The following is a 25,630-nucleotide window of genomic DNA, read 5'->3' as shown; positions in this document are numbered from 1 at the left end:
ACGGCCTGACCGTACGTTCTCCTTCTCGGCACCCGTCAGCGAAGAAGAGGAGCGCCAGGCCATGCAGGGCACTGTGACGATGTACAGCACCACGTGGTGCGGCTACTGCCGTCGGCTGAAGAGCCAGATGGACCGCGAGGGCATCGCGTACTCGGAGATCAACATCGAGCAGGACCCGGAGTCGGCCGCGTTCGTCGAGAAGGCCAACGGCGGCAACCAGACCGTCCCGACCGTCCTGGTGGTTTCCCCGCAGGGAAGCGAGTCGGTCATGACCAACCCTTCCCTCGCCCAGGTCAAGCAGGCGCTGGCCGTCTGATTCCCTGCCTCTGCGGCAGAGAGCCCCCGACCACGACGGCCGGGGGCTCTGCTGTGTCCGTCGGTGTCCGTCGGTGTCCGTCGGACGGGGGTCAGTGGGCGGTTCGGTAGGCGGTTCGACAGACAGGGGTCGGCGGGCGGGGGTCGTCAGATGACGTCGCCCGGCTTCGGGAGCGGCTTGCCGTACCAGAGTTCGATCAGGCGGGAGGCGATCGAGATGCCGTACGGGGGCAGGACCTCGCCGGACTCGAAGGCGGCGGCGATCTCCTCGCGGGAGAACCAGCGGGCCTCGTGGATCTCCTCGCCGTCCACGGTGATCTCCGAGGAGGTCGCGCGGGCGACGAAGCCCAGCATGAGGCTGGACGGGAACGGCCAGGGCTGGCTGGCGACGTACTCGACCTCGCCGACGGTGACGCCGGCCTCCTCGAAGACCTCGCGGACCACCGACTGCTCGATGGACTCGCCGGGCTCGACGAAGCCCGCGAGGGTCGAGAAGCGGCCCTCCGGCCAGTGCACCTGGCGGCCCAGCAGAGCCCGGTCCTGGTCGTCCGTGACCAGCATGATGACCGCCGGGTCGGTACGCGGGTAGTGCTCGGCGCCGCAGGCCTGACAGCGGCGGATGTGGCCGGCCGCGGCGATGACCGTGCGGTCGCCGCAGCGCGAGCAGAAGCGGTGGAGACGCTGCCAGTTCTCCAGGGCGACGGCGTGCACCATGAGGCCCGCGTCCCGGTCCGAGAGCAGCAGTCCGGCCTCGCGCAGCCCCGCCGGGCGCGCGGACTGGTCCATGCGGCCGGGCAGGGAGTCCTTCTGGAGCGCGAAGTAGGACACCCCGTCGGCGTCGGTACCCAGGAAGTAGCGGTGGGTCTCGGTGACCGGGGCCTCGAACGCCGGGGTCATGACGAGCTCGGTGGTGCCGTCGGGCCGGTCGTCGATCAGCACCTGCCCCCCGGAGACCACGAAGACCCGGGTCGTGGGGTGGCTCCAGGCGGCCGCCAGCCACGCCTCGTCGAGGCGGTGGTGTGCGGCCCGGTCGATGCCGCTCGGTGCGGTGAGCGAGATCGGGCGGTCCGGTCGGTCCGTTGACGCGTGCTTCAAGGTGCTCACAGGTGCTTCCAGCTCCCCCGGATCGGTGTGTGGGTTCAGCGCGCGGTGGCGTGGGCCTGTCCGGCGGATCAGGGTCGGACGGGCCCGAGTGCGGCGGGCAGGTCGCCCCACAGGTGAGCCGTGGTCTCGACGCCCTTCATGAGGAGATCCAGCTCGATCTTCTCGTTGGGGGCGTGCCAGCCGTCGGACGGGACGGAGATGCCCAGGAACAGCACGGGCGCCTCCAGGACGTCCTGGAGGTCGGCGGCCGGTCCGGAGCCGCCCTCGCGGGTGTAGCGGACCTTGGCGCCGTCGAAGGCCCTGCTCATGGCCCCGGCCACCGCCGTGAGAGCGGGGTGGTCGAGGGGGGTGAGGCAGGGGCGGGTCGGGGCGCCGAAGACGATCTCGTACCGGATGCCGGCCGGGACGAGCCCGGCGAGCCAGTCCCGTACGCACTGTTCGATCGTGGCCGGGTCCTGGCCCGCGACGAGCCGGAACGACAGCTTGAGCTGGGCGGAGGCGGGGACGATCGTCTTGCCGCCGGGGCCCTGGTAGCCGCCGCCGATGCCGTTGACCTCGGCGGTCGGGCGGGCCCAGACGCGCTCCAGGGTGGAGAAGCCGGCCTCCCCGAGGGTGCCGTGGGACTTGGCCGTACGCAGCCAGGCCGACTCGTCGAAGGGGAGCTCGGCGACGAGGGCCCGCTCGGCGTCGGAGAGCTCGGTCACGCCCTCGTAGAAACCGGGGATCGCGACGCGCTCGTCCGCGTCGTGCAGGGCGGCGACGATCCGGCCCGCGACGGTGGCCGGGTTCGGCACGGCGCCGCCGAAGGAACCGGAGTGGATGTCCTGGTCGGGGCCGTACAGCTCGATCTCGCAGTCGGCGACCCCGCGCATGCCGGTGCAGACGGTGGGGGTGGTCTCGGACCACATGCCGGTGTCGGAGACGATCACGGCATCGGCGGCGAGCCGCTCGGCGTGGGTCTCGACGAGCTCGCGGAAGTGCGGGGAGCCGGACTCCTCCTCGCCCTCGACGATCAGCTTGAGGTGGACGGCGGGGGCCGTGCGGCCGGTCGCGGCGAGGTGGGCGCGGACGCCGAGTGTGTGGAAGAACACCTGGCCCTTGTCGTCGGCGGCCCCTCGCGCGTACATCCGGCCGTCGATCACCGTCGGCTCGAAGGGCTCCGTGTGCCAGCCGTCCTCGCGGGCCGCGGGCTGCACGTCGTGGTGGCCGTAGACGAGGACCGTCGGGGCGTCCGGGTCCTCGGAGGGCCACTCGGCGAAGACCGCGGGGGCACCGGGGGTCTCCCACACCTCGACCGTCGTGAAGCCGGTCTCCTTGAGCTTGGCGGCGAGCCACTCGGCACTGCGCCGTACGTCCCCGGCCCGGTCCGGCTGCGCCGACACGGAGGGGATGCGCAGCCACTCGGCGAGGTCGCCGAGGAAGGTGGCGCGGTGCTGCTCGATGTACGTACGCACGGCGTGGACGACGCTGTCCGGGGTCTCGCTCATGCCCACGACCCTATCCGGCGTCCGGGGGTGCTCCGGCAAGCAGGATGGCCTCCAGCTCGGCACGACCGGGCAGGCGGGAGGGGCGGGCGACCTCACCCGTACGGACGTAGACGAAGGCGGTGGCCACCTCGTCGGGTGCGAGGCCGTGCTGCTCGGCCCAGGCGAGCCGGTAGATCGCGAGCTGCAGGGGGTCGGCGGTGCGGTGGTGACTGGTCTTCCAGTCGACGATCTCGTACGCACCGGTGTCCGGGTCCCGGTAGACGGCGTCGATCCGGCCCCGGACGACCCGGCCCCCGAGGGTGAGGTGGACGGGGACCTCGACGCGGTACGGGGTGCGGTGGGCGTACGGGGTGCGGGCGAAGGCCTCCTTGAGGGAGTCGAGGTCCCGCTCGTCGAGGATCTCCGGCTCCCCCGCGAAGTCCTCGCCGCCGGGCAGCTCCTCGGGGCCGAGGAACGGCAGCGGCAGCTCCTCGAAGCGGGACTCCACCCAGGCGTGGAAGCGCGTGCCCCGGCGGGCCGCGGGCTGTGGCGGCCTGGGCATGGGGCGGGCCAGGTCCTGGGCGAAGCCGTCGGGGTCGGCGGCGAGGCGGAGCACCTGGGAGGCGGAGAGGTACGGGGGCAGCAGGACGTCTCTGGTCGTCGCGCGGGCGCGGCGGAGTTCGGTGGTGAGGGCGGTGAGGTCGCGGTCCCAGGAGGCGATGGTGCGGAGCTCCTCCGGAGTGAGGGTGGGCACTCGTTCGGGTTCCCGGGGAGCCGGGACCGCATCGTGGTGGGCGTCCTCGGGGAGGCCCTCCTCGTCCCAAGCGGGTTCCTCGTCGGGCCAGGGGGCCTCGGGGTCGAGGTCCAGGCCCTCGGGGGCGAGGTCCAAGAGGTCGGGCGCTGCGCTGGGGGGGCTGTGCCCACCCTCCCCCAGAGCTTCGCCTGGGAGGTGCCCCCAGCCCTGCGGAACGTATGCCCACAGCTTGGTCCGCACCGCCTCCGCCGCGTCGCGGCGCCACTTCAGAGCCTCCGAGCCCAGCGGGAGCGGCCAGGCCTTATCCGTGGCGTTCTCCGTCAGGGACGGGTTCTCGGCGTCTTCCTCCGGGGTGTCCGCCCAGGCCTCGATGTCGCCGTGGCCGGCCTCGCAATGGTCGTAGAGGGACCGGAGGAAGTCCGAGGGGCCGCGGGGCTTCTTCTGGGACGGGCCCCACCAGTGGGCGGAGCCGAGCAGGAGGGAGCGGGGGCGGGTGAAGGTGACGTAGCCGAGGCGGAGCTCCTCGGTGTGCTGGTGGTCCCGCATCTCGTTCTTGAAGGACGCGAGGGACTTGGCGTCCCAGGTGTCGATCGCGGGCAGCGTGCCGGCGTCGCCGCGCAGGGCGTGCGGGAGTACCTGGGGCTGGGAGGTCCACGCCTCGCGGGCGCGGGCGCTCGGGAACGCGCCCGCGACCAGGCCGGGGACGGCGACGACGTCCCACTCCAGGCCCTTGGACTTGTGGGCGGTGAGGACCTTCACCGTGTTCTCGCCGCCCGGGAGGGCGTTGTCGAGGCCCTTCTCGAACTGGACGGCCGTCCGCAGGAAGCCGAGGAAGGCGAGCAGGCTCGCCTCGCCGTCGAGGGAGGCGAAGCCGGCGGCGACGTCCAGGAAGTTCGAGAGGGTCTCGCGGCGGCGGGCCGCCAGCGCGTGCGGGGAGGCCGAGAGCTCGACCTCCAGGCCGGTCGCGGTGAGGATCCGGTGCAGCACGTCCATGAGCGGGTCGGCGAGCGAGGTGCGCAGGGAGCGCAGCTCGGCGGCGAGCCGTGCGAAACGGACCCGGGCCTCGGCGGAGAACGGCAGGCCGTCGTCGGCGGCGCCGCCGGAGTCCAGGAAGGTGTCGAGCGCGTCGGCGAGCGAGACCACCTCCGCCGGGTCGACGCCCTCGACGGCTGCGGCGAGCCGCTGCTCCGGGTCGGGTTCGTCGCCGCCCCGGTGGACGAGGAGCCGGGCGCGGCGGCCCAGGAGGGCCAGGTCGCGGGGGCCGATCCGCCAGCGGGGGCCGGTGAGGAGGCGGACCAGGGAGGCGTTGGCCCCCGGGTCCTGGAGGACCTCGCAGACGGCGACGAGGTCGGCGATCTCGGGCAGGTGGAGGAGGCCGGAGAGGCCGACGACCTCGACGGGCACGTCACGGGCGACGAGGGCCGCGTGGATCGCGGGGAAGTCGGTGGCGGTCCGGCACAGGACGGCGATCTCGCCGGGCTCGCGGCCGGTGCGGACGAGGTGGGCGAGGGAGTCGGCCAGCCAGTCGATCTCCTCGGCGTGGGTGGGCAGCAGGGCGATGCGGACACTGCCGTCGCGCTCGGCGCCCGGTGCGGGGCGCAGCGCCTCCACGCCCGCGTGCATGGCGCGCAGGGGGACGGCGAGGGTGTTGGCGAGTTCGAGGAGGCGGCCGCCGCTGCGCCGGTTCTCGGAGAGCGAGTAGCGGCTCGCGGGGCCGCCGTCGGCGCCCGGGAAGTGCTCGGGGAAGTCGTCGAGGTTGGCGACGGAGGCGCCGCGCCAGCCGTAGATGGCCTGGCAGGGGTCGCCGACGGCGGTCACGGCGTGTCCGGTGCCCTGGCCGAAGAGGCCGGAGAGCAGGAGTCGCTGGGCGACGGAGGTGTCCTGGTACTCGTCGAGCAGGACGACCCGGAACTCCTCGCGCAGCAGGCCGCCGACCTCGGGCCGGGTGGTGGCGAGCTCGGCGGAGAGGGCGATCTGGTCGCCGAAGTCGAGCAGGTCGCGGGAGCGCTTGGCGGCCCGGTAGCGGACGACGAGGTCGAGCAGCTCGCGGCGGGCGGCGGTGGCCTCGGGGATCTTGCGCAGCTCGGCGTTGGTGAGCTTGGCGTCGGCGAGCGCGGTGAGGAGCCCGGCGTCGTACGCGGCGAGGTCCCGGGGGCGTACGAGGTGCTCGGCGAGCTCGCCGTCGAGGGCGAGGAGGTCGGTGATCAGGGTCGGGAACGACTTGGTCAGGGCCGGGTACGGGCCGGGGGCCTCGCGCAGCACGCGCGCGGCGAGCTGGTAGCGGGTGGCGTCGGCGAGGAGCCGGGACGTGGGCTCCAGGCCGATGCGGAGGCCGTGGTCGGTGAGGAGCTGCCCGGCGAAGGCGTGGTACGTGGAGATGCGGGGCTCGCCGGGGGGCTCGTCCGGGTCGATGACGTCGGGGTCGGTGACCCCGGCGCGGACGAGGGCGGTGCGGACGCGCTCGGCGAGTTCGCCCGCGGCCTTGTTGGTGAAGGTGAGGCCGAGGACCTGCTCGGGGGCGACCTGGCCCGTGCCGACCAGCCAGACCACGCGGGCGGCCATCACCGTCGTCTTGCCGGAGCCGGCTCCGGCCACGACGACCTGCGGGGCGAGCGGCGCGGTGATGCAGGCCGTCTGCTCCGGGGTGAACGGGATGCCGAGGAGCTCCTTGAGCTGCTCGGGGTCGCTGATACGTGCGGTCACCTCAAAGAGGCTAACGCGACCGACCGACAGTGCGGCCCGGCCCGGTGCGGGAGGGGGTGCGTCCGGGTCGATGACGTCGGGGTCGGTGACCCCGGCGCGGACGAGGGCGGTGCGTCCGGGCTGTCGCCGAGGTCACGTCGTCCCGAACCGCCTCACGCGGGCGTGCCGGGGTCGAGCTTCGACAGGTCCACCGTCTCGTCGGCCGGCGGGACGACCACGTCGACCGGCTTGTCGTACTCCGAGAACACCAGGGAGCCGGGGGAGTCGCCTCCCGCCTTGACCATCTTGAGGATGTAGGGCTTGCCCTCCTCGGAGACGGAGACGGTGGTCGTCTCACCGCCGGTCGGCTCACCGCCGGTCTTCTCACCGTCGGTCGTCTTCTTCACCAGCGTCGCCACGGGCGTGCCGTCCACCTCGCCCTCGGGTCCCCGGACCAGTCCGCTGCGCTCCGCCTTGTCCTTGTCCAGGTCGGCGAGGAGGCTCTTCAGGTCGCAGACGCCGCTGAGGTCGCTGCTGCCCGCCTGCCCCGGGGCGATCTTCAGCCAGCGGCCCTTGACGAGCTCGATCGTGGCGTCGATCTGTGCCTCGGGCACCCCCTGGGAGCTCATGGAGACCCGCCAGAAGGCCTCGTCGCCCTTCATGTACGTGATGTCGTCGATCCGGCGCAGTTCCGCGGTGCCGCCGTCGATCTTCATCAGGCCGGTGCACTCGTCGCGGTCGTTGACGGCGAAGTCGATGTCGAGCGGCTGCCCGTCCGCGGCGACCCGGCCCGTCATACGGAGCGAGGTCGCGGACTGGGTGGCGGTGACCGCCCGCTCGCCGATCTCGTCGGCGGTGAGGTTCGCGAACGGGTCGGGGGAAGGGGCGGGAGCCGGTGCCGAGGCCCAGGCCGCCGCCGGGGGCGCCGCCCAGGCCACCGCCGGCGCGGGGCCCGCGACGGCGACGGCGGCACAGACGACGGCCGCGGCGCGGAGCTTTCGGTGGGACGCCATGCGAGCCTCCTCGCGGATTCCCCGACCCCTGTCCACCAGGGTCGCCCCACGCGCCCGCGGCCGCTACTCCTGCCGTGGGCCGTGCGTCAGGAAGCGCCCTTCATGAGCTGCTCCATGTCGACGGTGTCCGCGGCCGGCGGGGCGGTGACGGTGACCGGCTTGTCGAAGTCGCTCAGGGTGACCGTGCCGGGCTCCTTGCCGCCGGCCTCCACGACGCGGAGGATGTACGGCTTGGCGGCGTCCTTGGCCACGTAGAACGTGGTGGTCTCGCCCTTCTCCCCCTTCTTCGTCAGGGTGGCGGCGGACTTGCCGTCGACATCGGCGTCGGCGCCGCGGGTCATGCCCTTGCGCGGGGTGTCCTCCTCCATGTCCTTGACGATGGTCTTGAGGTCGCAGAAGGCGGCGGCGTCCTCGTCGCTCCCGGCGGGCATCTTCAGCCAGCGGCCCTTGAGCATCGCGGACATGGCACCGGCCTCGTCCGCCGAGGCGCCCTCCTCGCCGCCGCTGGAGCGCCAGAAGGCGTCGTCGCCCTTCATGTAGCTGACATCGCCCGTGCCGATGAGCTCGGCCTTGCCGCCCTTGACGGCCTGCATCGTGCCCTTGCAGGTGCCCTTGGAGTCGACGGAGAAGTCGACCGTCATCTCTTCGCCGTCGGTCGTGCCGGTGCCGTTCATGCGGAAGGCGGTGGCCGCCTTCGTCGTCTCGACGGCCTTGTCGGCGATGGCGTCGGCGGTGAGGCCCGCGAAGGGGTCCGCGGCCTTGTCGTCGCCCTGGGAACAGCCCGTGACACCCGCGACCACGGCCACACAGACCGTCGCCGCCACCCAGAGCTTCCGATTGGCCTTCATGCGTACTCCTCAGCGTTCATTCACAGCGTGTCTTCACGACGCCCTTATGGGGTGTCGCGAAGAGAGTGACCTGCGAGGACGAACAAAGGATGTACGGGCCGGAACGTGACCCTCCGCACAGTGGGACATTCGGCGCGGCCGTCATTCGACGATCTGGCGGCCCTCCGGCTGGGCGCTGCACGAGGCGCGGAAGGCGCAGTTCGTGCAGTGCTGGCCCGTGGTGGGGGTGAAGCGCTCGTCGAGGACCCGGCCGGCGGCGGTCGCCAGCAGGTCGCCGACCCACTCCCCGGCCAGGGGCTCCTGGGCCTGGACCTTCGGCAGGGCGTCCCCGCCCTCCTTCTTGGGGGCGGGCTGCCGCAGCTGTACGAGTTCGGCGCCGCCCGGCTCCGGCCTGTGCCCGTCGAAGACCTCGTCGAGCGCGCCCTCGCGGACCGCCAGCTGGTAGACGGCGAGCTGCGGGTGGTGGGTGACCTCGTCCTTGGTGGGGGCGGACTTGCCGGTCTTGAAGTCGACGACGTACGCACGGCCGTGCTCGTCGGTCTCGACGCGGTCCATGGAGCCGCGGATCCGGACCTCGTACTCCCCCGCCTCCAGGGTCACGTCGAAACCGTGCTCGGAGGCGGCGGGAGTGCGGCCGCCGCGGTCCATGACGTGCCACCGCAGGAAGCGCTCCAGCGCCACGCGCGCGTGGGCCTTCTCCTGGGCCGACTTCCAGGGCGCGTCGAAGGCGAGGGCGTCCCACACGGAGTCCAGGCGGGTCATGAGGACGTCGAGGTCGGCGGGGGTGCGGCCGGAGGCGACCTCGTCGGCGAGGACGTGCACGACGTTGCCGAAGCCCTGGGCGGCGGTGGCGGGGGCCGCGGCCTTGACCTCGCGGCCCAGGAACCACTGGAGGGAGCAGGTGGTGGCGAGGTTCTCCAGGGCGCTCGGCGAGAGGGCGACGGGCCGGTCGCGGTCGCGCAGCGGCACCGTGCTGTGCGTCGGTTCGAACAGGCCCCACCAGCGGTCCGGGTGCGCGGCGGGCACCAGCGGCTGGCCCTCCTCGTCGGCGAGCGCGGCGAGGGAGGCGAGGCGGTGGGCGGCGGCGTCGCGGAGCGCGGGCGAGACGGCCGGGTCGACGGTCGTCGCGCGGAGCTCCGCGACGAGGGCGGAGACGGCGAGGGGGCGGCGGGGGCGGCCGGGCACCTCCTTCGGCTCGACGCCGAACTCGGCGAGGAAACGGGAGGGCTGGTCGCCGTCCTCCGCCGGTGCCTTCACGGCGGTGACGACGAGGCGGTCGCGGGCGCGGGTGGCGGCGACGTAGAAGAGGCGGCGCTCCTCGGCGAGGAGGGCGCCGGGGGTGAGGGGCTCGGCGAGGCCGTCGCGGCCGATGCGGTCGGCTTCGAGGAGGGAGCCGCGGCGGCGCAGGTCGGGCCAGAGGCCCTCCTGGACGCCGGCGACGACCACGACGCCCCATTCGAGGCCCTTGGAACGGTGGGCGGTCATGAGGCGGACGGCGTCGGGGCGGGTGTGGCGGCGGGTGAGGGTGTCGGCGGCGATGTCCTGGGCGTCGAGCTCTTCGAGGAAGTTGAGGACACCGCGGCCACCGACGCGTTCCTCGGCGCGGGCGGCGGTCTCGAAGAGGGCGCAGACGGCGTCGAGGTCCCTGTCGGCGTTGCGGCCGGCGGGGCCGCCGCGCAGGGCGGAGCGCTCCAGGCGCCCGGGCCATGGGGTGCCGTTCCAGAGCACCCAGAGGGCCTCCTCGGCGGTGCCGCCCGCTTCGAGGAGCGCCCGGGTCTCCTGGAGGAGCTTCCCGAGCCGCTGGGCGCCGCGGGCGTAGGCGGGGTCGTGCGCGACGAGGCGCTCGGGCTCGGCGAGGGCGCGGGCGAGCAGGACGTCGGAGGGGGGCGGGACCTTGTTGCCGGCGGCGCGTTCCTCGTCGCGCAGGGCGCGGCCGAGGCGGCGGAGGTCGGCGGGGTCCACTCCGGCGAGGGGGGAGGCGAGCAGTTCGAGCGCGGTCTCGACGGTGAGCCAGCCGGCGGTGTCGGTGGCGGTGCCAGTGCCGGCGGCCGTCTCCGGGGACGGGGCCTCGTCGGCCGCGCCCGTGGGCAGGGGCGAACCGGGCTCGCCCGCGTCAGACGTGGCGGCGATACGACCGGAGGGGCGGGCCGACAGTGCGGCGCCGTCGTGGGTTGTGCCCACCCTCCCCCAGAGCTCCGCCTGGGAGGTACCCCCAGCCCCGGCGGAACGCATGCCCACAACCAGGTCCGGCGTAGACGCGGCCTCGCCCACAACCAGGTCCGGCGTAGGCACAGGCTCAACCACAACCAGGTCCGCCGTAGGCGCGGGCTCGCCCGCGGCCAGGGTCGGCCCGGCTCCGGGCTCGGCCGTGGCCCGGGTGTCCGGGGGCGCACCCCCCTGCTTCGCCACCGCGCGAAGCGCGAGCAGCAGCGGGGCCACGGCGGGTTCGTGGCGGAGGGGGGTGTCCGCGGCGTCCGTTTCGACCGGGACTCCCGCCGAGGTGAGGGCGCGGCGCAGGGACGGGAGGGAGGCGGCGGCGCGGGTGAGGACCGCCATGTCCTGCCAGGGGACGCCGTCCTCCAGATGCGCCCGGCGCAGCAGGTCGGCGATGTTCTCCGCCTCCGCCGAGGCCGTGGGGTACGTGTACGCCTCCGCCAGGCCCCCGTCCCGCGCCGCCGCGAGCTCGCGGTGCGCCCGGACCTTGTCGGCGGGGAGCCGGGTCAGCGGCATCCGCTGGGTGAGCAGCCGGGTCGCCCCGAGCAGCTCCGCGCCCGCGCGGCGCGAGGTGCGCAGGACGCGCACGTCGTCGCCGCCGAAAGCGGCCGGGAAGTCGAGGATGCCGTTCACGTCGGCGCCGCGGAAGGCGTAGATGGACTGGTCCGGGTCGCCGAAGGCGACGACCGTCCCCCGGCCGCCCCCCGTGAGCGCGTGCAGGAGCCGGACCTGCGCGGGGTCGGTGTCCTGGTACTCGTCGACGTACACCGCGTCGTACGCGGGCAGCGTGACGCTCCCGGCGAGCAGGACGGCCCGGTGGACGAGCTCCGTGTAGTCGAGGACGCCCTGGAGGTCGAGGACGTCGAGGTACTCGGCGAGGAAGCCGGCCGCCGCCTTCCAGTCCGGGCGGCCGACCCGCTCGGCGAAGCGGGCCAGGGCGTCCGGCCCGAGGCCCAGCTCACGCGAGCGCGCGAGGACGGCCCGTACCTCGTCGGCGAAGCCGCGGGTGGTGAGGCAGGCGCGCAGTTCGTCGGGCCATCCGACCCGCCCGAGGCCCGCCTTCTCCAGGTCGATCTGGCCGGCGAGCAGCTCGCGCACCGCGAGGTCCTGCTCGGGTCCGGAGAGCAGGCGCAGCGGTTCGGCGAAGAGCTCGGCGTCCTGGTGGGCGCGGATCAGGGCGTAGCAGTACGAGTGGAAGGTCGTCGCCTGCGGCGGGCGGCGGCCGCCGAGCCGGGTGGCCATCCGGTCGCGGAGTTCGACGGCGGCCTTGCGGCTGAAGGTGAGGACGAGGAGGCGTTCGGGGTCGGCGCCCCGCTCCATCCGGGCGGCGACCGACTCCACGAGCGTCGTCGTCTTTCCGGTGCCGGGTCCGGCGAGGACGAGAAGAGGTCCGCCGGTGTGGTCAACCACTTCCCGCTGGGATGCGTCCAGCTGAGGGGGATCCAGCGGGGCCGGCGCGGTACGCACCAGTCGGTACGCGCCCGGGGTCCGCTGCCGGCCCGGACCCGGGTACGGCTGTCCCTGGTGCGGCGTGTGCCGGGTGGTGGAGGAGGAGCTCACGTGGTTCGCCGGTCCTGGGGGGTGTGGTGGTGCGGGTGAGGCGCCCGGGTGCGGCGGCCGTCGCCGCGGAAGACGCGAACGTCGACGTTACGCGAAACGGACGGCCGACGAGCCGTACTCGGAGGCGCACCCCGGGCCGTACGCCGGGCGGTACGCACGACCGCGCGACGCCCCGTACTCCGTACTCCCGCCGCCCCACGCCCCGTACTCCGTACCGCGGCCGCCCCACGCCCACCGCTGCCCGGCGCGGCGGACTCCCGTCCCCCGGGGCTCGGCCCTCAGGTGTGAGTTCCGTCCCAGCGCGCCCGCCGCATGTCGATCCTCGGTACGTGTCCCTCGGCCGCCGGGCCCGCCGCGCGCAGCGGGGTGCCCTCCTCGCGGTAGTGGTCGAGGGCCCTCAGCTCGTGTCCGGGCAGGAGCGTGCCGTCCGCGCGGACCACGCGCCACCACGGCGCCGACCCGCCGTACAGGGCCATCACACGGCCGACCTGACGGGGTCCCCCCTCGCCCAGCCATTCGGCCACGTCGCCATAGGTCATCACCCGGCCGGGCGGGATCCCGTCGGCCACGTCGAGCACCCGCTCCGCGTACTCGGGCAGTTCTCCGGTCTCCCCCACGGGTTCCTCCACGCTCATCCGCCCCATCCTGCCTCACCCCACCGACATGGCCCTGCTGCCTCCGCGCGGCGGCTCTTCGTGCCACCATCGTGCGGGCGGTGACTGGTGATACGAGATCAAGAGCGACAGATACACGGTCGAGAACACGGGCACGAGCACGTACGAGAACCGGAAAAAGAACGAGAGCCACACGAAGCGCATGCAGAGACGGACATGGTGATGGGGCAGGACACACAGCCTCCCGAGGAGGCCCACCCCGACATGCCCGAGCGGGTCTCCGGGGACGAACCCCTGCTCGCCGCCCGCGTCCACCGGCCCTCCGACCTGATGCGGCTGCTCGCCGGTCTCCTCGCCATCGGTCTCGTCATCGCCGTCGCCGCCTTCGCCCACGCCACGACGTCGGGCCTGGAAGAGGACATCAACAAGGGTGCCGTCGGCGCCCCGGACGTCTTCGTCAAGATCGCCGGTCTCGTCTCCTCCATCGCGGTCCTGCTGGTCCCGGTCGCCTTCGCCATCGAACGGCTGATCAAACGGGACGGACTGCGCATCGCCGACGGCGTCCTCGCCGCCGTCCTCGCGCACGGCGTCACCCTCGCCACCGACCTCTGGGTCGCCCAGGCGGCGCCCGGCACGATCCAGGACGCGCTGACCCAGCCGCAGTCCGGCGGCGGGCTCACCGACCCCGTACACAACTACCTCGCCCCGGTCATCGCGTACATGACCGCCGTCGGCATGGCCCGCAGGCCCCGCTGGCGGGTGTCGCTCTGGGCGGTGCTGCTGCTCGACGCGTTCACGATGCTGGTGGCCGGCTACACCACCGCGCTCTCGATCGTCCTGACCGTGCTGATCGGCTGGACGGTCGCGTACGGGACGCTGTACGCCGTCGGCTCCCCCAACGTCCGGCCCACCGGGCAGACCCTCCTCGCCGGCCTGCGCAGGGTCGGCTTCCGTCCCGTGACCGCGCTGCGCGCCGAGGGCGTGCCCGACTCCTCGGACATCGGGGACCGGGGCCGCCGGTACATCGTGACCCTGGAGGACGGGCCGCCGCTCGACGTCACCGTCGTCGACCGTGAGCAGCAGGCGCACGGCTTCTTCTACCGGGTGTGGCGGCGGATCACGCTGCGGACGATCACCACCCGCCGGTCGATCGTCTCGCTGCGCCAGGCCCTGGAGCAGGAGGCGCTCCTCGCCTACGCGGCCATCGCCGCCGGGGCGAACGCGCCGAAGCTGATCGCGACCTCGGAGCTCGGGCCGGACGCCGTGATGCTCGTCTACGAGCACATCGGCGGCCGGAGCCTGGACTCGCTGGACGACAAGGAGATCACCGACGAGCTGGTGCGCAGCGCCTGGCGGCAGGTGCGGGCGCTCCAGTCGCGCCGGATCGCGCACCGCAGGCTCGCGGGTGACGCGATTCTGGTGGATCGTTCCGGCAGGGTGTTCCTGACCGACCTGCGGGGCGGTGAGATCGCGGCCGGGGACCTGGTCCTGCGGATGGACATCGCCCAGCTGCTCACCACCCTCGGCCTGCGCGTCGGGGCGGAGCGGGCGGTCGCGGCGGCCGTGGAGGTCCTCGGACCCGACAGCGTCGCCGGCTGCATGCCGCTGCTCCAGCCGATCGCGCTGAGCCGCTCCACGCGCGCGACGCTGCGGAGGCTGGCGCGGGAGCGGTCGAAGCGCGAGCGCGAGGCCGTGCTCGCGGCGTCCGAGGCGGCCAAGCGCGAGCGGGAGCTCGCGAAGGCCGAGGCCGCGACCACGACCGCGGTGGACCGGACGGACGGGCGGACCGAGAACGTACGGGCCGAGAAGGCCGAGAGGGCCGAGAAGAAGGCGGACAAGAAGGCCGAGAAGCGGGCCCTCGACACGGCGCTCGACGAGGCCCGCGAGGAGGACCTGCTCGCGCAGATCCGCCGGCAGGTGCTGCTGATCCGTCCGCAGGCGCCGGTGGAGCCGGTCCGTCTGGAGCGGATCAAGCCGCGGACGCTGGTCAGTCTGATCGCGGGCGCCGTCGCCGCCTACTTCCTGCTGTCGCAGATCGCGCGTACGCCGCTGTCGACGATCAGCCAGGCGGACTGGCGGTGGGTGGCGGCGGCCGTCCTGTTCTCGGCGGTCAGCTACGTGGCGGCGGCGATGAGCCTGCTGGGCTTCGTACCGGAGCGGGTCGGGTTCTGGCGGACGGTGGTGGCCCAGGTCGCCGGCTCGTTCGTGAAGATCGTCGCCCCGGCGGCGGTCGGCGGTGTCGCCCTGAACACCCGCTTCCTCCAGCGCGCGGGTGTGCGACCGGGGCTCGCGGTCGCGAGCGTCGGCGCCTCGCAGCTCTTCGGGCTCGGGGCGCACATCCTGCTCCTGCTCTCCTTCGGCTATCTGACGGGGACGGAGAAGTCGCAGTCGTTCACGCCGTCGAGGACGGTCATCGCCGGACTGCTGACGGTCGCGGTGCTCGTCCTGGTCGTGACCGCCATCCCGTTCATGCGGAAGTTCGTGTCGACGCGGCTGCGCTCGCTCTTCGCCGGTGTGGTGCCGCGCATGCTGGACGTCCTCCAGCGGCCGATGAAGCTGCTGACCGGCATCGGCGGGATGCTCCTCCTGACCGGTGTGTTCGTCCTCTGCCTGGACGCCTCGATCCGGGCCTTCAGCCACGGGAACCAGACGGTCAGCTACGCGAGCGTGGCCGTCGTCTTCCTCGCGGGCAACGCGCTCGGCTCGGCGGCGCCCACCCCGGGCGGTGTCGGCGCGGTCGAGGGTGCGCTCACCTTCGGCCTGGTCGCCGTCGGCCTGCCCCTGGAGGTCGCCACCCCGGCGGTCCTGCTCTACCGCCTGCTCACCCTGTGGATCCCGGTGCTCCCCGGCTGGATCTGCTTCAACTGGCTGACGAAGCGCGAAGCGCTGTAGCCCGGGCCGCAGGGCACTCCGGCCCGGGCCGCGCAGCGCCACAACCCCGGCCACATAGCGCTCCGGCCCGGGCCGCACAGCGCCCTGGCCACCCGTCCGGACCTCCGCCCCGCGCGGAGGTCCGGACAGCGGCCCACCATGGGCCTATGCCGATCTCCGCCGCCCAGCGCGCCGCCCTGATCACCGCCACGACCGTGCTGCTCGCCGCCGGCTGTTCGGACGGGGGCGGGGACGCCACGGAGGCGACGAAGCCGAGCGGCTCGGCCGGACTCTCGTCGCTCGCGGCGCAGAAGCTGGTCTGGGCTCCCTGCACGGCGCCGTCCGCCGCCGAGGGCGGCGGGACCGCGCCCTCGCCGCTGCCCGACGGCACCGCCTGGGAGTGCTCCTTCCTCCAGGCACCGCTGGACTGGTCGGTGCCGGAGGGCGAGACCATCGAGCTGGCCCTCATCCGGGCCCGGGCACGCGCCGGCGGCGACGCCCGGATCGGCTCGCTCGTCTTCAACTTCGGCGGGCCCGGCGGCTCCGGCATCACCGGCCTGCCGGGCTTCGCCGAGGAGTACGAGAGCCTGCGCTCCCGCTACGACCTGGTCTCCTTCGACCCGCGCGGGGTCGGCCGCAGCGACCCCGTCGAGTGCGCCACCGACAAGGAGCTCGACGCCTACTACGCCCTCGACTTCACGCCCGACGACGAGGCCGAGGAGCGGACCCTCTCCGACGCGCAGAAGCGGTACGCGGCCGGGTGCGAGAAGGACGCCGGCGCGGCCCTGCCGCACGTCGGCACCGAGAACGCCGCCCGGGACATGGACCTGATGCGCCAGGTCCTCGGCGACGACAAGCTGCACTACTTCGGCATCTCGTACGGCACCGAGCTCGGCGGCGTCTACGCCCACCTCTTCCCGCAGAACGTGGGCCGGGCCGTCCTGGACGCCGTCGTCGACCCCGACGCGGGCGTCGAGGAGGGCGCGCTCGGCCAGGCGAAGGGCTTCCAGCTCGCCCTCGACAACTTCGCCCAGGACTGCGTGGACCGGGGCGACGAGTGCGCCCTGCCCGGTACGAGCGTCGCCGAGGTCGAGTCCTTCATCACCGACCTGCTGGCCGAGCTCGACAAGAAGCCGATCCCGGGCATCGGGAGCCGCGAGCTGACCCAGACGCAGGCCACCAACGGCATCGCGCAGACCCTGTACTCCAAGGACTTCTGGCCCTACCTGGAGCAGGGTCTCGAGGCGGCCGACGGCGGCGACGGCGCACTGCTCCTCTCGCTCTCCGACTCGATGAACGGCCGCGGCCAGACCGGCTCGTACAGCAACATCCAGGCCGCCAACGCCGCCATCAACTGCGTGGACTTCAAGGAGCGCTACACGCTCGGTCAGGCGAAGGAGCGGCTCGGCGAGTTCCGCGAGGCCTCTCCCGTCTTCGGCGACTTCATGGGCTGGGCGCTGTCGAGCTGCTCGCAGTGGCCGGTGCCGGGCACCTGGGACCACCCGGACGTGTCCGCGCCCGGCTCGGCCCCGATCCTGGTCGTCGGCACCACCGGGGACCCGGCCACGCCGTACGAGGGCACGCGGGCGATGGTGAACGCGCTCGGCAAGGGCGTCGGCGTGGAGCTGACGTACGAGGGCGAGGGCCACGGCGCCTACAACAGCGGCAACGCCTGCGTGAAGAAGGCCGTGGACGCGTACCTCCTGGCCGGGAAGGCGCCGACCTCCGGAACCGTCTGCAAGTGAACACCGCCAGGACACCCCTAAGATGGGCGGCCTTGCCGGGCTCCTGGGGGAACACATGTCCATACGTGTACGCATGACGGTGCTGGCCGTGACCGGACTCCTCGTCGCGGGCTGTACGAGCGGTGGGAGCGGGGCCCCGACGGCCGCCCCCACCTCCACCCCGCCGACGACCACCGACGCCAAGCCCCCGGAGCCTTCCGCGCCCGCCGCGCCCCCCGCGCTGCCGGCCGCCCTCACGGGCCAGCGCCCCGACTGGAAGCGCTGCCCCGCCCCGGAGTCGGGTCAGCGGCCCGGCTCCGAGTGGCGCTGCGCGACGGTGAAGGTGCCGCTCGACCACGCGAAGCCCGACGGCGCGACGATCCCGGTCGCGCTGGTCCGCAAGGAGGCGACCGACCGGAGCTCCCGCGTCGGCTCGCTCCTCTTCAACTTCGGCGGCCCCGGCGCCTCCGGCGTCGACATCCTGCCCCGGGCCGCCGAGGAGTACGGGAAGCTCGGCGAGCGCTACGACCTCGTCGGCTTCGACCCGCGGGGCGTCGGCGGCAGCGCCGGCGTGGTCTGCCGGGACGACGCCGAACAGGCCGCCGCCGAGGCCTCCGTGGACCTCACGCCGGACACGGCCGCCGAGGAGGCCGCGTACCTCAAGGACAGTGCCGCCTTCGGCGCCGGCTGCGCCCGCCGCTCCGGCACGGTCCTCCCGTACACCACGACCAGCGCCACCGCCCGCGACCTGGACCTGATCCGACAGGTCCTCGGGGACGAGAAGCTGCACTACTTCGGCATGTCGTACGGGACGCAGCTCGGCGGCACGTACGCCCATCTGTTCCCGAAGAACGTGGGCCGGCTCGTCCTCGACGCGGTCGTCGACCCGACAGCGGACACCGCCGGGCACGCCCGCCACCAGACGATCGGCTTCCAGCGGGCCCTGGACAACTACCTGAAGAGCACCGGCCAGGACCCGAAGGCCGGGACGGAGCGGATCACGCGCCTGCTGCGGAAGCTGGACCGCGAGCCGCTGACCGTCGGCGAGCGCCGGCTGACCGAGGGCCTCGCGCTCACGGGCATCGCGGTCACGCTGTACGGGCAGGCCAACTGGTCCCTGCTCACCCAGGCCCTCGAGGAGGCCGAGCGGGGCAGCGGCCGCACCCTGCTCCAGCTCGCCGACTGGTACAACGACCGCGACGAGAAGGGCCATTACGCGACCCAGTCGCACTCCCAGCGGGCGATCTCCTGTGCCGACTCCAGCGAGCGGCCGACCGCCGCGCAGGCGAAGGCGCTGATCCCCGAGTTCCGCGGGCTCTCCCCCGTCTTCGGGGCGTTCCTCGCCTGGGACACGGCCGGCTGGTGCGCGGACTGGCCGGTGAAGGGCGAGCGGTCGACGCCGCAGGCGAGCGCGCCGGGCGCGGCCCCGATCCTGGTCGTCGGCACGACCGGCGACCCGGCGACCCCGTACGAGGGCGCGGAGAAGATGGCGAAGGAGCTCGGCGAGGGCGTCGGCGTCCTGGTCACGAACAAGGGCGAGGGACACGGGGCCTACGGCACCTCGCCGTGCGTGACGAAGAAGGTCGACGCGTACTTCCTGAAGGGCACGGTCCCGGCGTACGGCACGACCTGCGGGTGAGCACGGGGAAGGGCCCGGACCTCGTCACGAGGTCCGGGCCCTTCCGCGTACGAACTACGAGACCGGCTTAGTAGACCGGCTTCTCGGGCTCGATCTGGTGGACCCAGCCGATCACGCCGCCGCCGACGTGCACCGCGTCCGCGAAGCCCGCGGACTTGAGCACCGCGAGGACCTCCGCACTGCGGACACCCGTCTTGCAGTGCAGGACGATCCGCTTGTCCTGCGGGAGGTCCTGGAGGGCGGTGCCCATCAGGAACTCGTTCTTCGGGATCAGTCGCGCGCCGGGGATCGAGACGATCTCGTACTCGTTCGGCTCGCGGACGTCGATGATGTCGATGTTCTCGTCCTCGTCGATCCACTCCTTGAGCTGCTTGGGAGTGATCGTCGAGCCGAGCGCCGCCTCCTGGGCCTCCTCGGACACGACGCCGCAGAAGGCCTCGTAGTCGATGAGCTCGGTGACGGTCGGGTTCTCGCCGCAGACCGCACAGTTCGGGTCCTTGCGGACCTTGACCTGGCGGTACTGCATCTCCAGGGCGTCGTAGATCATCAGGCGGCCGACCAGCGGGTCGCCCACGCCGGCCAGGAGCTTGATGGCCTCGGTGACCTGGATGGAGCCGATGGACGCGCAGAGCACGCCCAGGACGCCGCCCTCGGCGCAGGACGGGACCATGCCCGGCGGCGGGGGCTCCGGGTAGAGGCAGCGGTAGCAGGGACCGTGCTCGGACCAGAAGACGGACGCCTGGCCGTCGAAGCGGTAGATGGAACCCCAGACGTACGGCTTGTTCAGCAGCACGGCCGCGTCGTTGACGAGGTAGCGCGTCGCGAAGTTGTCCGTGCCGTCGACGATCAGGTCGTACTGGCTGAAGATGTCCAGCACGTTGTCGGCCTCAAGCCGCTCCTCGTGAAGGATCACGTTCACGTACGGGTTGATGCCGAGCACGCTGTCGCGCGCCGAGGCGGCCTTGGAGCGGCCGATGTCGGCCTGGCTGTGGATGATCTGGCGCTGGAGGTTCGACTCGTCGACCTCGTCGAACTCCACGATGCCGAGCGTGCCCACGCCGGCGGCGGCCAGGTACATCAGCGCCGGCGAGCCGAGGCCTCCGGCGCCGACACACAGCACCTTGGCGTTCTTCAGCCGCTTCTGCCCGTCCATCCCGACGTCCGGGATGATCAGGTGGCGGGAGTACCTGCGGACCTCGTCTACGGTGAGCTCGGCAGCCGGCTCGACCAGGGGTGGCAGCGTCACGGAGACCTCATCAATACAGCTGGTCGGTATGTCAGTACGGTTGTTCTCCCCGTAACACTGCCACGCCCCTCCTCATTCCGAGACACCCGGTCCGATCCGCGAGACGATTTCGTCCCAGTAGCCGGGCAGCGAGTGAAATGGCGTGCTTTGTCCCGGGCCACCCGCGCGGTCGGTGAAGAAGATCGTCCCGGCCCCCTGCCAGCGGGCGATCCGCAGCGCCTCGTCGAGGTGCGTGCGCGGGACGCCGTGCACGAGGTGGACGAACTTCGCCTCCGGGTAGTCGGCGGTCCACTCCGCCACCTGTGACCAGCGGTAGTCCACCCAGGAGCCGGAGAAGGTGACCAGCTGGTCGGCCGTCTCCGCGAACCCCGGATGGGGGTGGGTGCCGTGCCCGAGGACGAGGTGCGCCTCGCCGCCGAGGACGGCCTCCAGGGTCGCCGTGAGCCGCCGCGTCCCGGGCAGGTCGGCCCGGTCCGAGGGGCAGCGGTCCAGGTAGAAACCGTCCACCTTGTACCAGTCGAGAAAGCGGTGGGCGTCCGAGACCAGCTCCCCGAAGGGCCGGGAGCCGTGGGCCAGGTCCAGGTGGCCGAGGACCCTGACCCCGGCGTTACGGAGCTTCCCCGCCGCCTCCAGACAGTGCGGGTCCGGACGGCTCCCGGGGCCGTCCGCGACGTTGAGCACGGCCCAGTGCAGCGGTGTCCCCGGGCGGGTCAGCTCGCCCCACTCCACGGGGGCGAGCAGCGGGTGGGCGTAACCGGGCACGCCCACCCCCAGCGCCTGGACCGCCCCCGTGGTCGTCGTCAGATGCGACACGCGGCCTCCATCCAGATGTCGGCCAGCGACTCCTCCAGGTTGATCCGGGGCCGCCAGCCGAGCCGGTCGCGGGCGGTCCTGACGTCGGCCTGCTGCCAGGGTCCGCAGCCGTCGGGGTACGGGTACGGGGCGGCGGCCAGCTGGTCGGCGATGGTCCCCTCGGTACGGGGGGCGCCGATCATCGGGCGCTGCGACATGCCGTGCGGGGCGTCCAGCTCGTGCAGGTTGCCGCTGTAGCCGGCGACCCGGGCGAGCACGGCGGCGGCGTCGCGGAGCCGGATCGCGCGGCCGGTGCCGATGTTGACGACGCCCTGCGCGGCGGAGAGCGAGGCCGCGTGGACGGCCCTGGCGACGTCCCGTACGTCGACGAAGTCCCGCTGCACGCCGAGGCCGCTGAGCTTGAGCTCGCCGTCCCCCGCCTGCATCGCGCGGCGCATCGCCTCGGCGAGCCGGCCGAGCGGGGAGCCGGCGGGCGTGCCGGGGCCGACGGGCGAGAACACCCGCAGGACGACGGCGTCGAGCCCCGAGCCGAGGACGAGTTCCGTCGCGGCCAGCTTCGACACCCCGTACGGGCCGCCGGGGCGCGGTACGGCGTCCTCGGCCGTGGAGGAGCCGGGCTGGCTCGGGCCGTACTCCGCGGCGCAGCCGACCTGGACGAGCCGGGCGCCGCAGCCGCTGCGGCGCAGGGCCTCGCAGACGGTGGCGACGGCGATGGTGTTGTGCCGGGTCAGCTCGCGGGCGCCGCCGCGCGTGGCGCCCGCGCAGTTGACGACGACCCCGGGGTGGACGGCGTCGAGGAAGCGGGTCAGCGCGCCCGGGCTGCCGGAGGCGAGGTCGAACCGGACGTCGGCGTCGTCGCCCCGGCCGAGGGCGGTGAGGTGGACGGCCGGGTCGGCGAGCAGCCGATCGGCGACGAAGCGGCCGATGAAGCCGTTGGCTCCGAGCAGTAGCACCCTCATCGTGCGGCCCCTACGTGCCGACCGGCCGGTCCTTGGGATTGAGGGGTCATGGTCTTCGGTCTCCTTGCGGGGTGATGAGAAAGGTGGCGGGGCACGCCCGCGGCGTCGGCTCCGCGGGTGTGAAAGGTGTCTCGGCGAGAGGCTCGGCGGGGTGGTGGTTGCGGTGGTCGCCGGGCCTTCGCTCGGGCTCTCACGGAGTGGCTGTGTGGGCCGAGGCCCGGGCGAGGGCGCCGGTCGCGTGGGCCAGCAGGCCGAGCGCGGCGGCGCCGCAGACGAGGGTGGGTACGGCCCCGGGTCCCGCGGCGTCGACGAGGGCGCGCACGGGGGCGGCGAGTGCGTCGAAGCCGGGGGCGGGGATACGGGCCGCGAGGACGCTCGCGAGGGCGAGGGCCTCGGCGGCGCAGGCGGCGGCGAGCGCGGCGGAGGCCGTCTCGGGGAAGCCGTGCACGGTGAGGAGGCGGGCGAGCAGCAGGACCGCGCCGAGGGCGAGGGCCCCGGGGCTGAACCCGGTGAGGACCAGAAGGACGGTGAGGGCGAGGAGCTGGAGGGCCACGGTGCCGAGGAGGAGCGGCCGGGCGCCGGCCGCGAAGTCGGCCAGTCCCCTGCTGTCGGCGATCCTGCGGCGGGCCCGGCTCGCGAAGAGGTGGGCGCCCCAGGCGGCGGGGGCGACGGCGAGGGCGAGGGCGAGGAGGGGGCCGGGGGTGAGCTCCCAGGGCCCGTCGGGCCCGCCCGTGAGCACCTGCGTCAGGAGACCGTCGCCGCCGACCGCGTACGCGAGGAGCCAGAGGGTCCAGAGGCGGGCGGCGGGCACGGTCCGGCCTCCGGGGGCGCGGAGCGGTCCTCGCCGTACGGCGAGGAGGAGGGCGGCGGTGAGCGCGAGGGCGCCGGCGGCTCCGACGGCGAGGCGTACGGACCCGTGGGTGAGGGCGAGCCCGATCCCGGCGAGCCCGGCGGCGGCGCCGGGCGCGAGGGCGGCGAGCATCCAGGGCGCGCGGACGCGTTCAGTCGGCGCCGGGGGCGGTGCGGTCTCGCGTCCCCGGGGCACGCGCGCGTACAGCTCCTCGGCGAGCGCGAACACGTCCCGGTGCCGGAAGCGGGCGGCGGTCCGGTCGGTGAACCCCTGCGCTTCCAGCCCGGCGGCGATCTCCAGCGGGTCGACGGCCCGCTCGCACAGCTCGCGGTGCCGGTGCATGAGGACCTTGACGGGGTCGGCGTTCCCTCGCCGGGGGCGCGGGGCGGAGGCGGAGGCCGGGGAACCGGGTGCCGGCGCACCCGGCCCCCCGGCCGGCTGGGGGGCGGCCGCCGGGACGGGGCCCGGCGCCGGGAGCGACACGGGGGCCTCGACGGCCGGCCCGTCCGCGGCCGGGGCCGGCTCCTGGACCCCGGCCATCCAGGCGAGACCGCGCTCCGGAGCCTCGGGCAGGTCGACGCGGCCGGCCGGGGGGCGGTCGGGGCTGTCGTACGCGGGACGGTCTTCGTCCTCGTACGCAGGGCGGTCGGCGCCCTCGAACTCGGCGGGGTCCTCGTCCTCGTACACGGGGCGGTCGGCGCCCTCGAACTCGGCGCGGTCCTCGCCCTCGTACACGGGGCGGTCGGCGCCCTCGAACTCGGCGCGGTCCTCGCCCTCGTACGCAGGGCGGTCGGCGACCTCGAACTCGGCGCGGTCCTCGCCCTCGTACACAGGACGGTCGGCGACCTCGAACTCGGCGCGGTCCTCGCCCTCGTACACAGGACGGTCGGCGACCTCGAACTCGGCGCGGTCCTCGTCCTCGCACGCGGAACCATCCTCGTCCCTGCCCACGGGCAGCCCGCAGGGCGGCTCCGTGTCGCCCGTCTCGGGGGCGTCGGCCGGGGCGGGCTCTCCCGTCGGGGCTATCCCGGGCGGTGCGGCGTCGAGCGGGTCCTCGGAGGTGCGGAGGTCACGGGTCTCGGGGTCGAGCGTGGTCAGGGCCGGGGTGCCGAGGAGGGCTTCGGAGCGGGCGTCCCAGGCTCCGGGGCTCGTGGGGGCGGCGGGGCCGCGCATGGGGGTGTCTCCTTCAGGCATCAGGGGCTCCTGTGCCCGCGGTCACGGCCTGGTGCGTCCAGCTGCCGGGCACATGGGCCTCGGCCGGGTGGGCGAAGGGCACGCCGTCGCCGGGACGGTGGCGCACCGGCGCGTGGGAGAGAAGCTCCAGGTAGATGCCGCGGAACGCGGCGAGGTTCTGTTCGACGGTGAAGAGTTCGAGCGCGCGGGCACGGGCCGCGGCGCCCAGCCGGTGGCGCCGCTCGGGGTCCCGGAGCAGTGCGAGGCACGCGTCGGCGAGCGCGCGCGGGTTGCGCGGCGGGACGACGAGGCCGGTGCCGCCGATGACCTCGACGACCGCGCCGACGTCGGTCGAGACCGTGGCCCTGGCGCAGAACATCGCCTCGACGAGGCTGGTCGGGAAGCCCTCGACGACGCTGGAGAGGACCACGACCGCGGCGGAGGCGTAGGTGTCCTCCAGGGTGGGCGCCTCGGGGCCGCCGAGCTCCTCGAAGGTGACGGGGTTCTCGCCGACGGCGTGCGCCCCGGCGGCCTCGTCGGGGAAGAGCTGGGCCGCGAATCCCTTGCAGTGCGTGAGGTACGCGTCGGCGCCGGGCTCACCGGCGGGTACGGCGACGATCCTCAGCCGGGCGTCGGGCTGGCGGGCTCTGACCTCGGCGAAGGCGTGCAGCAGGGCGACGAGGTCCTTGGCGGGTTCCACCCGGCCGACCCAGACGAGGGTGGCCGGGTCGCCGCTCTCCTCGTCCTCGCCGACCTCGGCGAAGCGGTCGGCGGCCAGGCCGGGATGGACGGTGCGGATCCGGGCCCGGTCGGCGCCGCATCTCTCCTGCCAGCGGCGGGAGTGGGCGTTGCCGGGGGTGAGGACGGCGGCCTGCCGGTAGGTCTCGGCGGCGAGCCTGCCGTGAAGGGCGGCGAGGAGGGCGCGCAGGGGGGTGGAGTGGTCGGCGACGGTCGCGGAGAGGTAGTGGGCGCGGAGCTGGACGCCGTACTCGGTGACGAGGAGCGGGGTCCCGAAGAAGCGTTTGGCCAGGAGCCCGGGAAGGGCGACCGCGCCTCCCGCGGTGGCGTGGCAGAGGTCGACGGTGCCGAGCGCCTCCTCCGCGTACCAGTCGAGGGAGAGCGGGCGCAGGGCGCGCTCCAGGTGGTCGGCGAAGGCGAGGTGGTCGGGGAGGCCGGCCCCGGCGGCCGCCCGGCGGGCGCCGGGGGCGCGGCAGGCGGATTCGAGGGCGCGGACGGCGTCGTCGGAGCGGAGCGCGCCGGGCAGTCCGCCGCGCTCTCGGGCGAGGTCGGCGAGGGCGTGGAGCCCGGTGGCGAAGGAGGTCTCGTCGTGTTCGGCGCAGAGGCCGGTGGCGAGGGCGTGGAAGCCTTCGGTGAAGCGGCGGCGCTCGCGCCGTCCGTAGGCCCGGCGGGAGGCGCGGCCCTCGCCGAACGCGGCGCGCCGGATGCGGCTCGTCGGCGCGCCGCCGTCCGGGGCGGCGGCGCCCATGTCTCCCGTACGGACGATCCGGGCGTTCGGCGGCAGCGGCCGCCGGGTGCCGGTGGGGCCGAGGGCGTAGAGGTCGAACTGGTGCTGCCCGAGCCCGTGTACGAGCCGTTCGCGCCAGAGTCCGGCCTCACCGGTGGCGTACGGGTAGCCACCCTCCGTGAGTAGTCCGATCCGCACGAGCACACCCCCGATCTCCCTTGACGGCGGCCACCGTTGGTCCGGCGACTCGCAGCGGGAAGAACGTAAGCGGAGATCCCGGTGGTGCGACGGACGGTTGTCCGTCGCACCACCGGAAGGGG

At 73.9% G+C, this 25,630-nt stretch carries 16 protein-coding genes; 4 read left to right on the top strand and 12 right to left on the bottom strand.

The features are described 5' to 3' along the window. The first annotated feature begins 61 nt into the window (after positions 1-61). Entirely contained in the window at positions 62-316 is a 255-nt protein-coding gene (locus OG580_RS23985) for a mycoredoxin (RefSeq protein WP_267045732.1), read from the top strand. 146 nt (positions 317-462) lie between these two features. On the opposite strand, the gene nudC is transcribed toward OG580_RS23985, so the two are convergent. The 7 genes from nudC to OG580_RS23950 all read right to left on the bottom strand — a co-directional run bounded on the left by nudC (position 463) and on the right by OG580_RS23950 (position 12,600). After that, positions 463-1,419 carry an NAD(+) diphosphatase gene (gene nudC, locus OG580_RS23980; protein ID WP_267045731.1) on the bottom strand — a complete coding sequence of 319 codons (957 nt, stop codon included), beginning with the start codon at positions 1,417-1,419 and terminating at the stop codon, positions 463-465. A gap of 68 nt (positions 1,420-1,487) precedes the next feature. Continuing rightward, positions 1,488-2,906, bottom strand: a complete 1,419-nt coding sequence (locus tag OG580_RS23975; protein WP_267045730.1) for a dipeptidase — start codon at positions 2,904-2,906, stop codon at positions 1,488-1,490. A gap of 10 nt (positions 2,907-2,916) precedes the next feature. Next, on the bottom strand, positions 2,917-6,342 hold the full coding sequence (locus OG580_RS23970) for an ATP-dependent DNA helicase (RefSeq protein WP_267045729.1): 3,426 nt from the start codon (positions 6,340-6,342) through the stop codon (positions 2,917-2,919). A gap of 152 nt (positions 6,343-6,494) precedes the next feature. Beyond that, complete coding sequence (locus OG580_RS23965; RefSeq protein WP_267045728.1) at positions 6,495-7,334, bottom strand: hypothetical protein; 840 nt, start codon at positions 7,332-7,334, stop codon at positions 6,495-6,497. Positions 7,335-7,420: 86 nt separating this feature from the next. Then, positions 7,421-8,182, bottom strand: a complete 762-nt coding sequence (locus tag OG580_RS23960; protein ID WP_267045727.1) for a hypothetical protein — start codon at positions 8,180-8,182, stop codon at positions 7,421-7,423. Positions 8,183-8,323: 141 nt separating this feature from the next. Further along, positions 8,324-11,956, bottom strand: a complete 3,633-nt coding sequence (locus OG580_RS23955; RefSeq protein ID WP_267045726.1) for an ATP-dependent DNA helicase — start codon at positions 11,954-11,956, stop codon at positions 8,324-8,326. A gap of 278 nt (positions 11,957-12,234) precedes the next feature. After that, positions 12,235-12,600: an MGMT family protein gene (locus tag OG580_RS23950; protein WP_323182598.1), complete on the bottom strand. Its 366-nt coding sequence runs from the start codon at positions 12,598-12,600 to the stop codon at positions 12,235-12,237. A 192-nt stretch (positions 12,601-12,792) separates the two neighbouring features. On the opposite strand from OG580_RS23950, the gene OG580_RS23945 reads away from it, so the two are divergent. From OG580_RS23945 to OG580_RS23935, 3 genes are all read left to right on the top strand, one after another. Continuing rightward, positions 12,793-15,462, top strand: coding sequence for a lysylphosphatidylglycerol synthase transmembrane domain-containing protein (locus OG580_RS23945; protein WP_267045724.1), 2,670 nt, complete (start codon positions 12,793-12,795; stop codon positions 15,460-15,462). 146 nt (positions 15,463-15,608) lie between these two features. Beyond that, positions 15,609-17,186, top strand: coding sequence for an alpha/beta hydrolase (locus OG580_RS23940; protein WP_267045723.1), 1,578 nt, complete (start codon positions 15,609-15,611; stop codon positions 17,184-17,186). 55 nt (positions 17,187-17,241) lie between these two features. Continuing rightward, on the top strand, positions 17,242-18,804 hold the full coding sequence (locus OG580_RS23935; RefSeq protein WP_267045722.1) for an alpha/beta hydrolase: 1,563 nt from the start codon (positions 17,242-17,244) through the stop codon (positions 18,802-18,804). 67 nt (positions 18,805-18,871) lie between these two features. Here OG580_RS23935 and moeZ read toward each other — a convergent pair whose 3' ends face one another. The 5 genes from moeZ to OG580_RS23910 form a co-directional block, all read right to left on the bottom strand. After that, complete coding sequence (gene moeZ, locus OG580_RS23930) at positions 18,872-20,050, bottom strand: adenylyltransferase/sulfurtransferase MoeZ (protein WP_267045721.1); 1,179 nt, start codon at positions 20,048-20,050, stop codon at positions 18,872-18,874. A gap of 72 nt (positions 20,051-20,122) precedes the next feature. Next, positions 20,123-20,863 (bottom strand): spherulation-specific family 4 protein, encoded by a 741-nt coding sequence (locus OG580_RS23925; RefSeq protein ID WP_267045720.1) that lies wholly within the window; start codon positions 20,861-20,863, stop codon positions 20,123-20,125. Continuing rightward, positions 20,851-21,822, bottom strand: coding sequence for an NAD(P)-dependent oxidoreductase (locus OG580_RS23920; protein ID WP_267045719.1), 972 nt, complete (start codon positions 21,820-21,822; stop codon positions 20,851-20,853). Before OG580_RS23920 ends, OG580_RS23925 begins: the two co-directional genes overlap by 13 nt. Positions 21,823-22,012: 190 nt before the next feature. Further along, the gene (locus tag OG580_RS23915; RefSeq protein ID WP_267048101.1) at positions 22,013-23,212 is read right to left on the bottom strand and encodes a hypothetical protein; all 1,200 of its coding nucleotides are present in this window, start codon (positions 23,210-23,212) and stop codon (positions 22,013-22,015) included. A gap of 646 nt (positions 23,213-23,858) precedes the next feature. Next, on the bottom strand, positions 23,859-25,508 hold the full coding sequence (locus tag OG580_RS23910; RefSeq protein WP_267048100.1) for a glycosyltransferase: 1,650 nt from the start codon (positions 25,506-25,508) through the stop codon (positions 23,859-23,861). Between the last annotated feature and the right edge of the window lie 122 nt (positions 25,509-25,630).

Origin of the sequence: Streptomyces sp. NBC_00094 (genome assembly GCF_026343125.1) — a bacterium.
Classification (GTDB): Bacteria; Actinomycetota; Actinomycetes; order Streptomycetales; family Streptomycetaceae; genus Streptomyces.
Note: the sequence above shows the minus strand (reverse complement) of the source record. Positions and strands in the feature narration are given on the sequence as shown.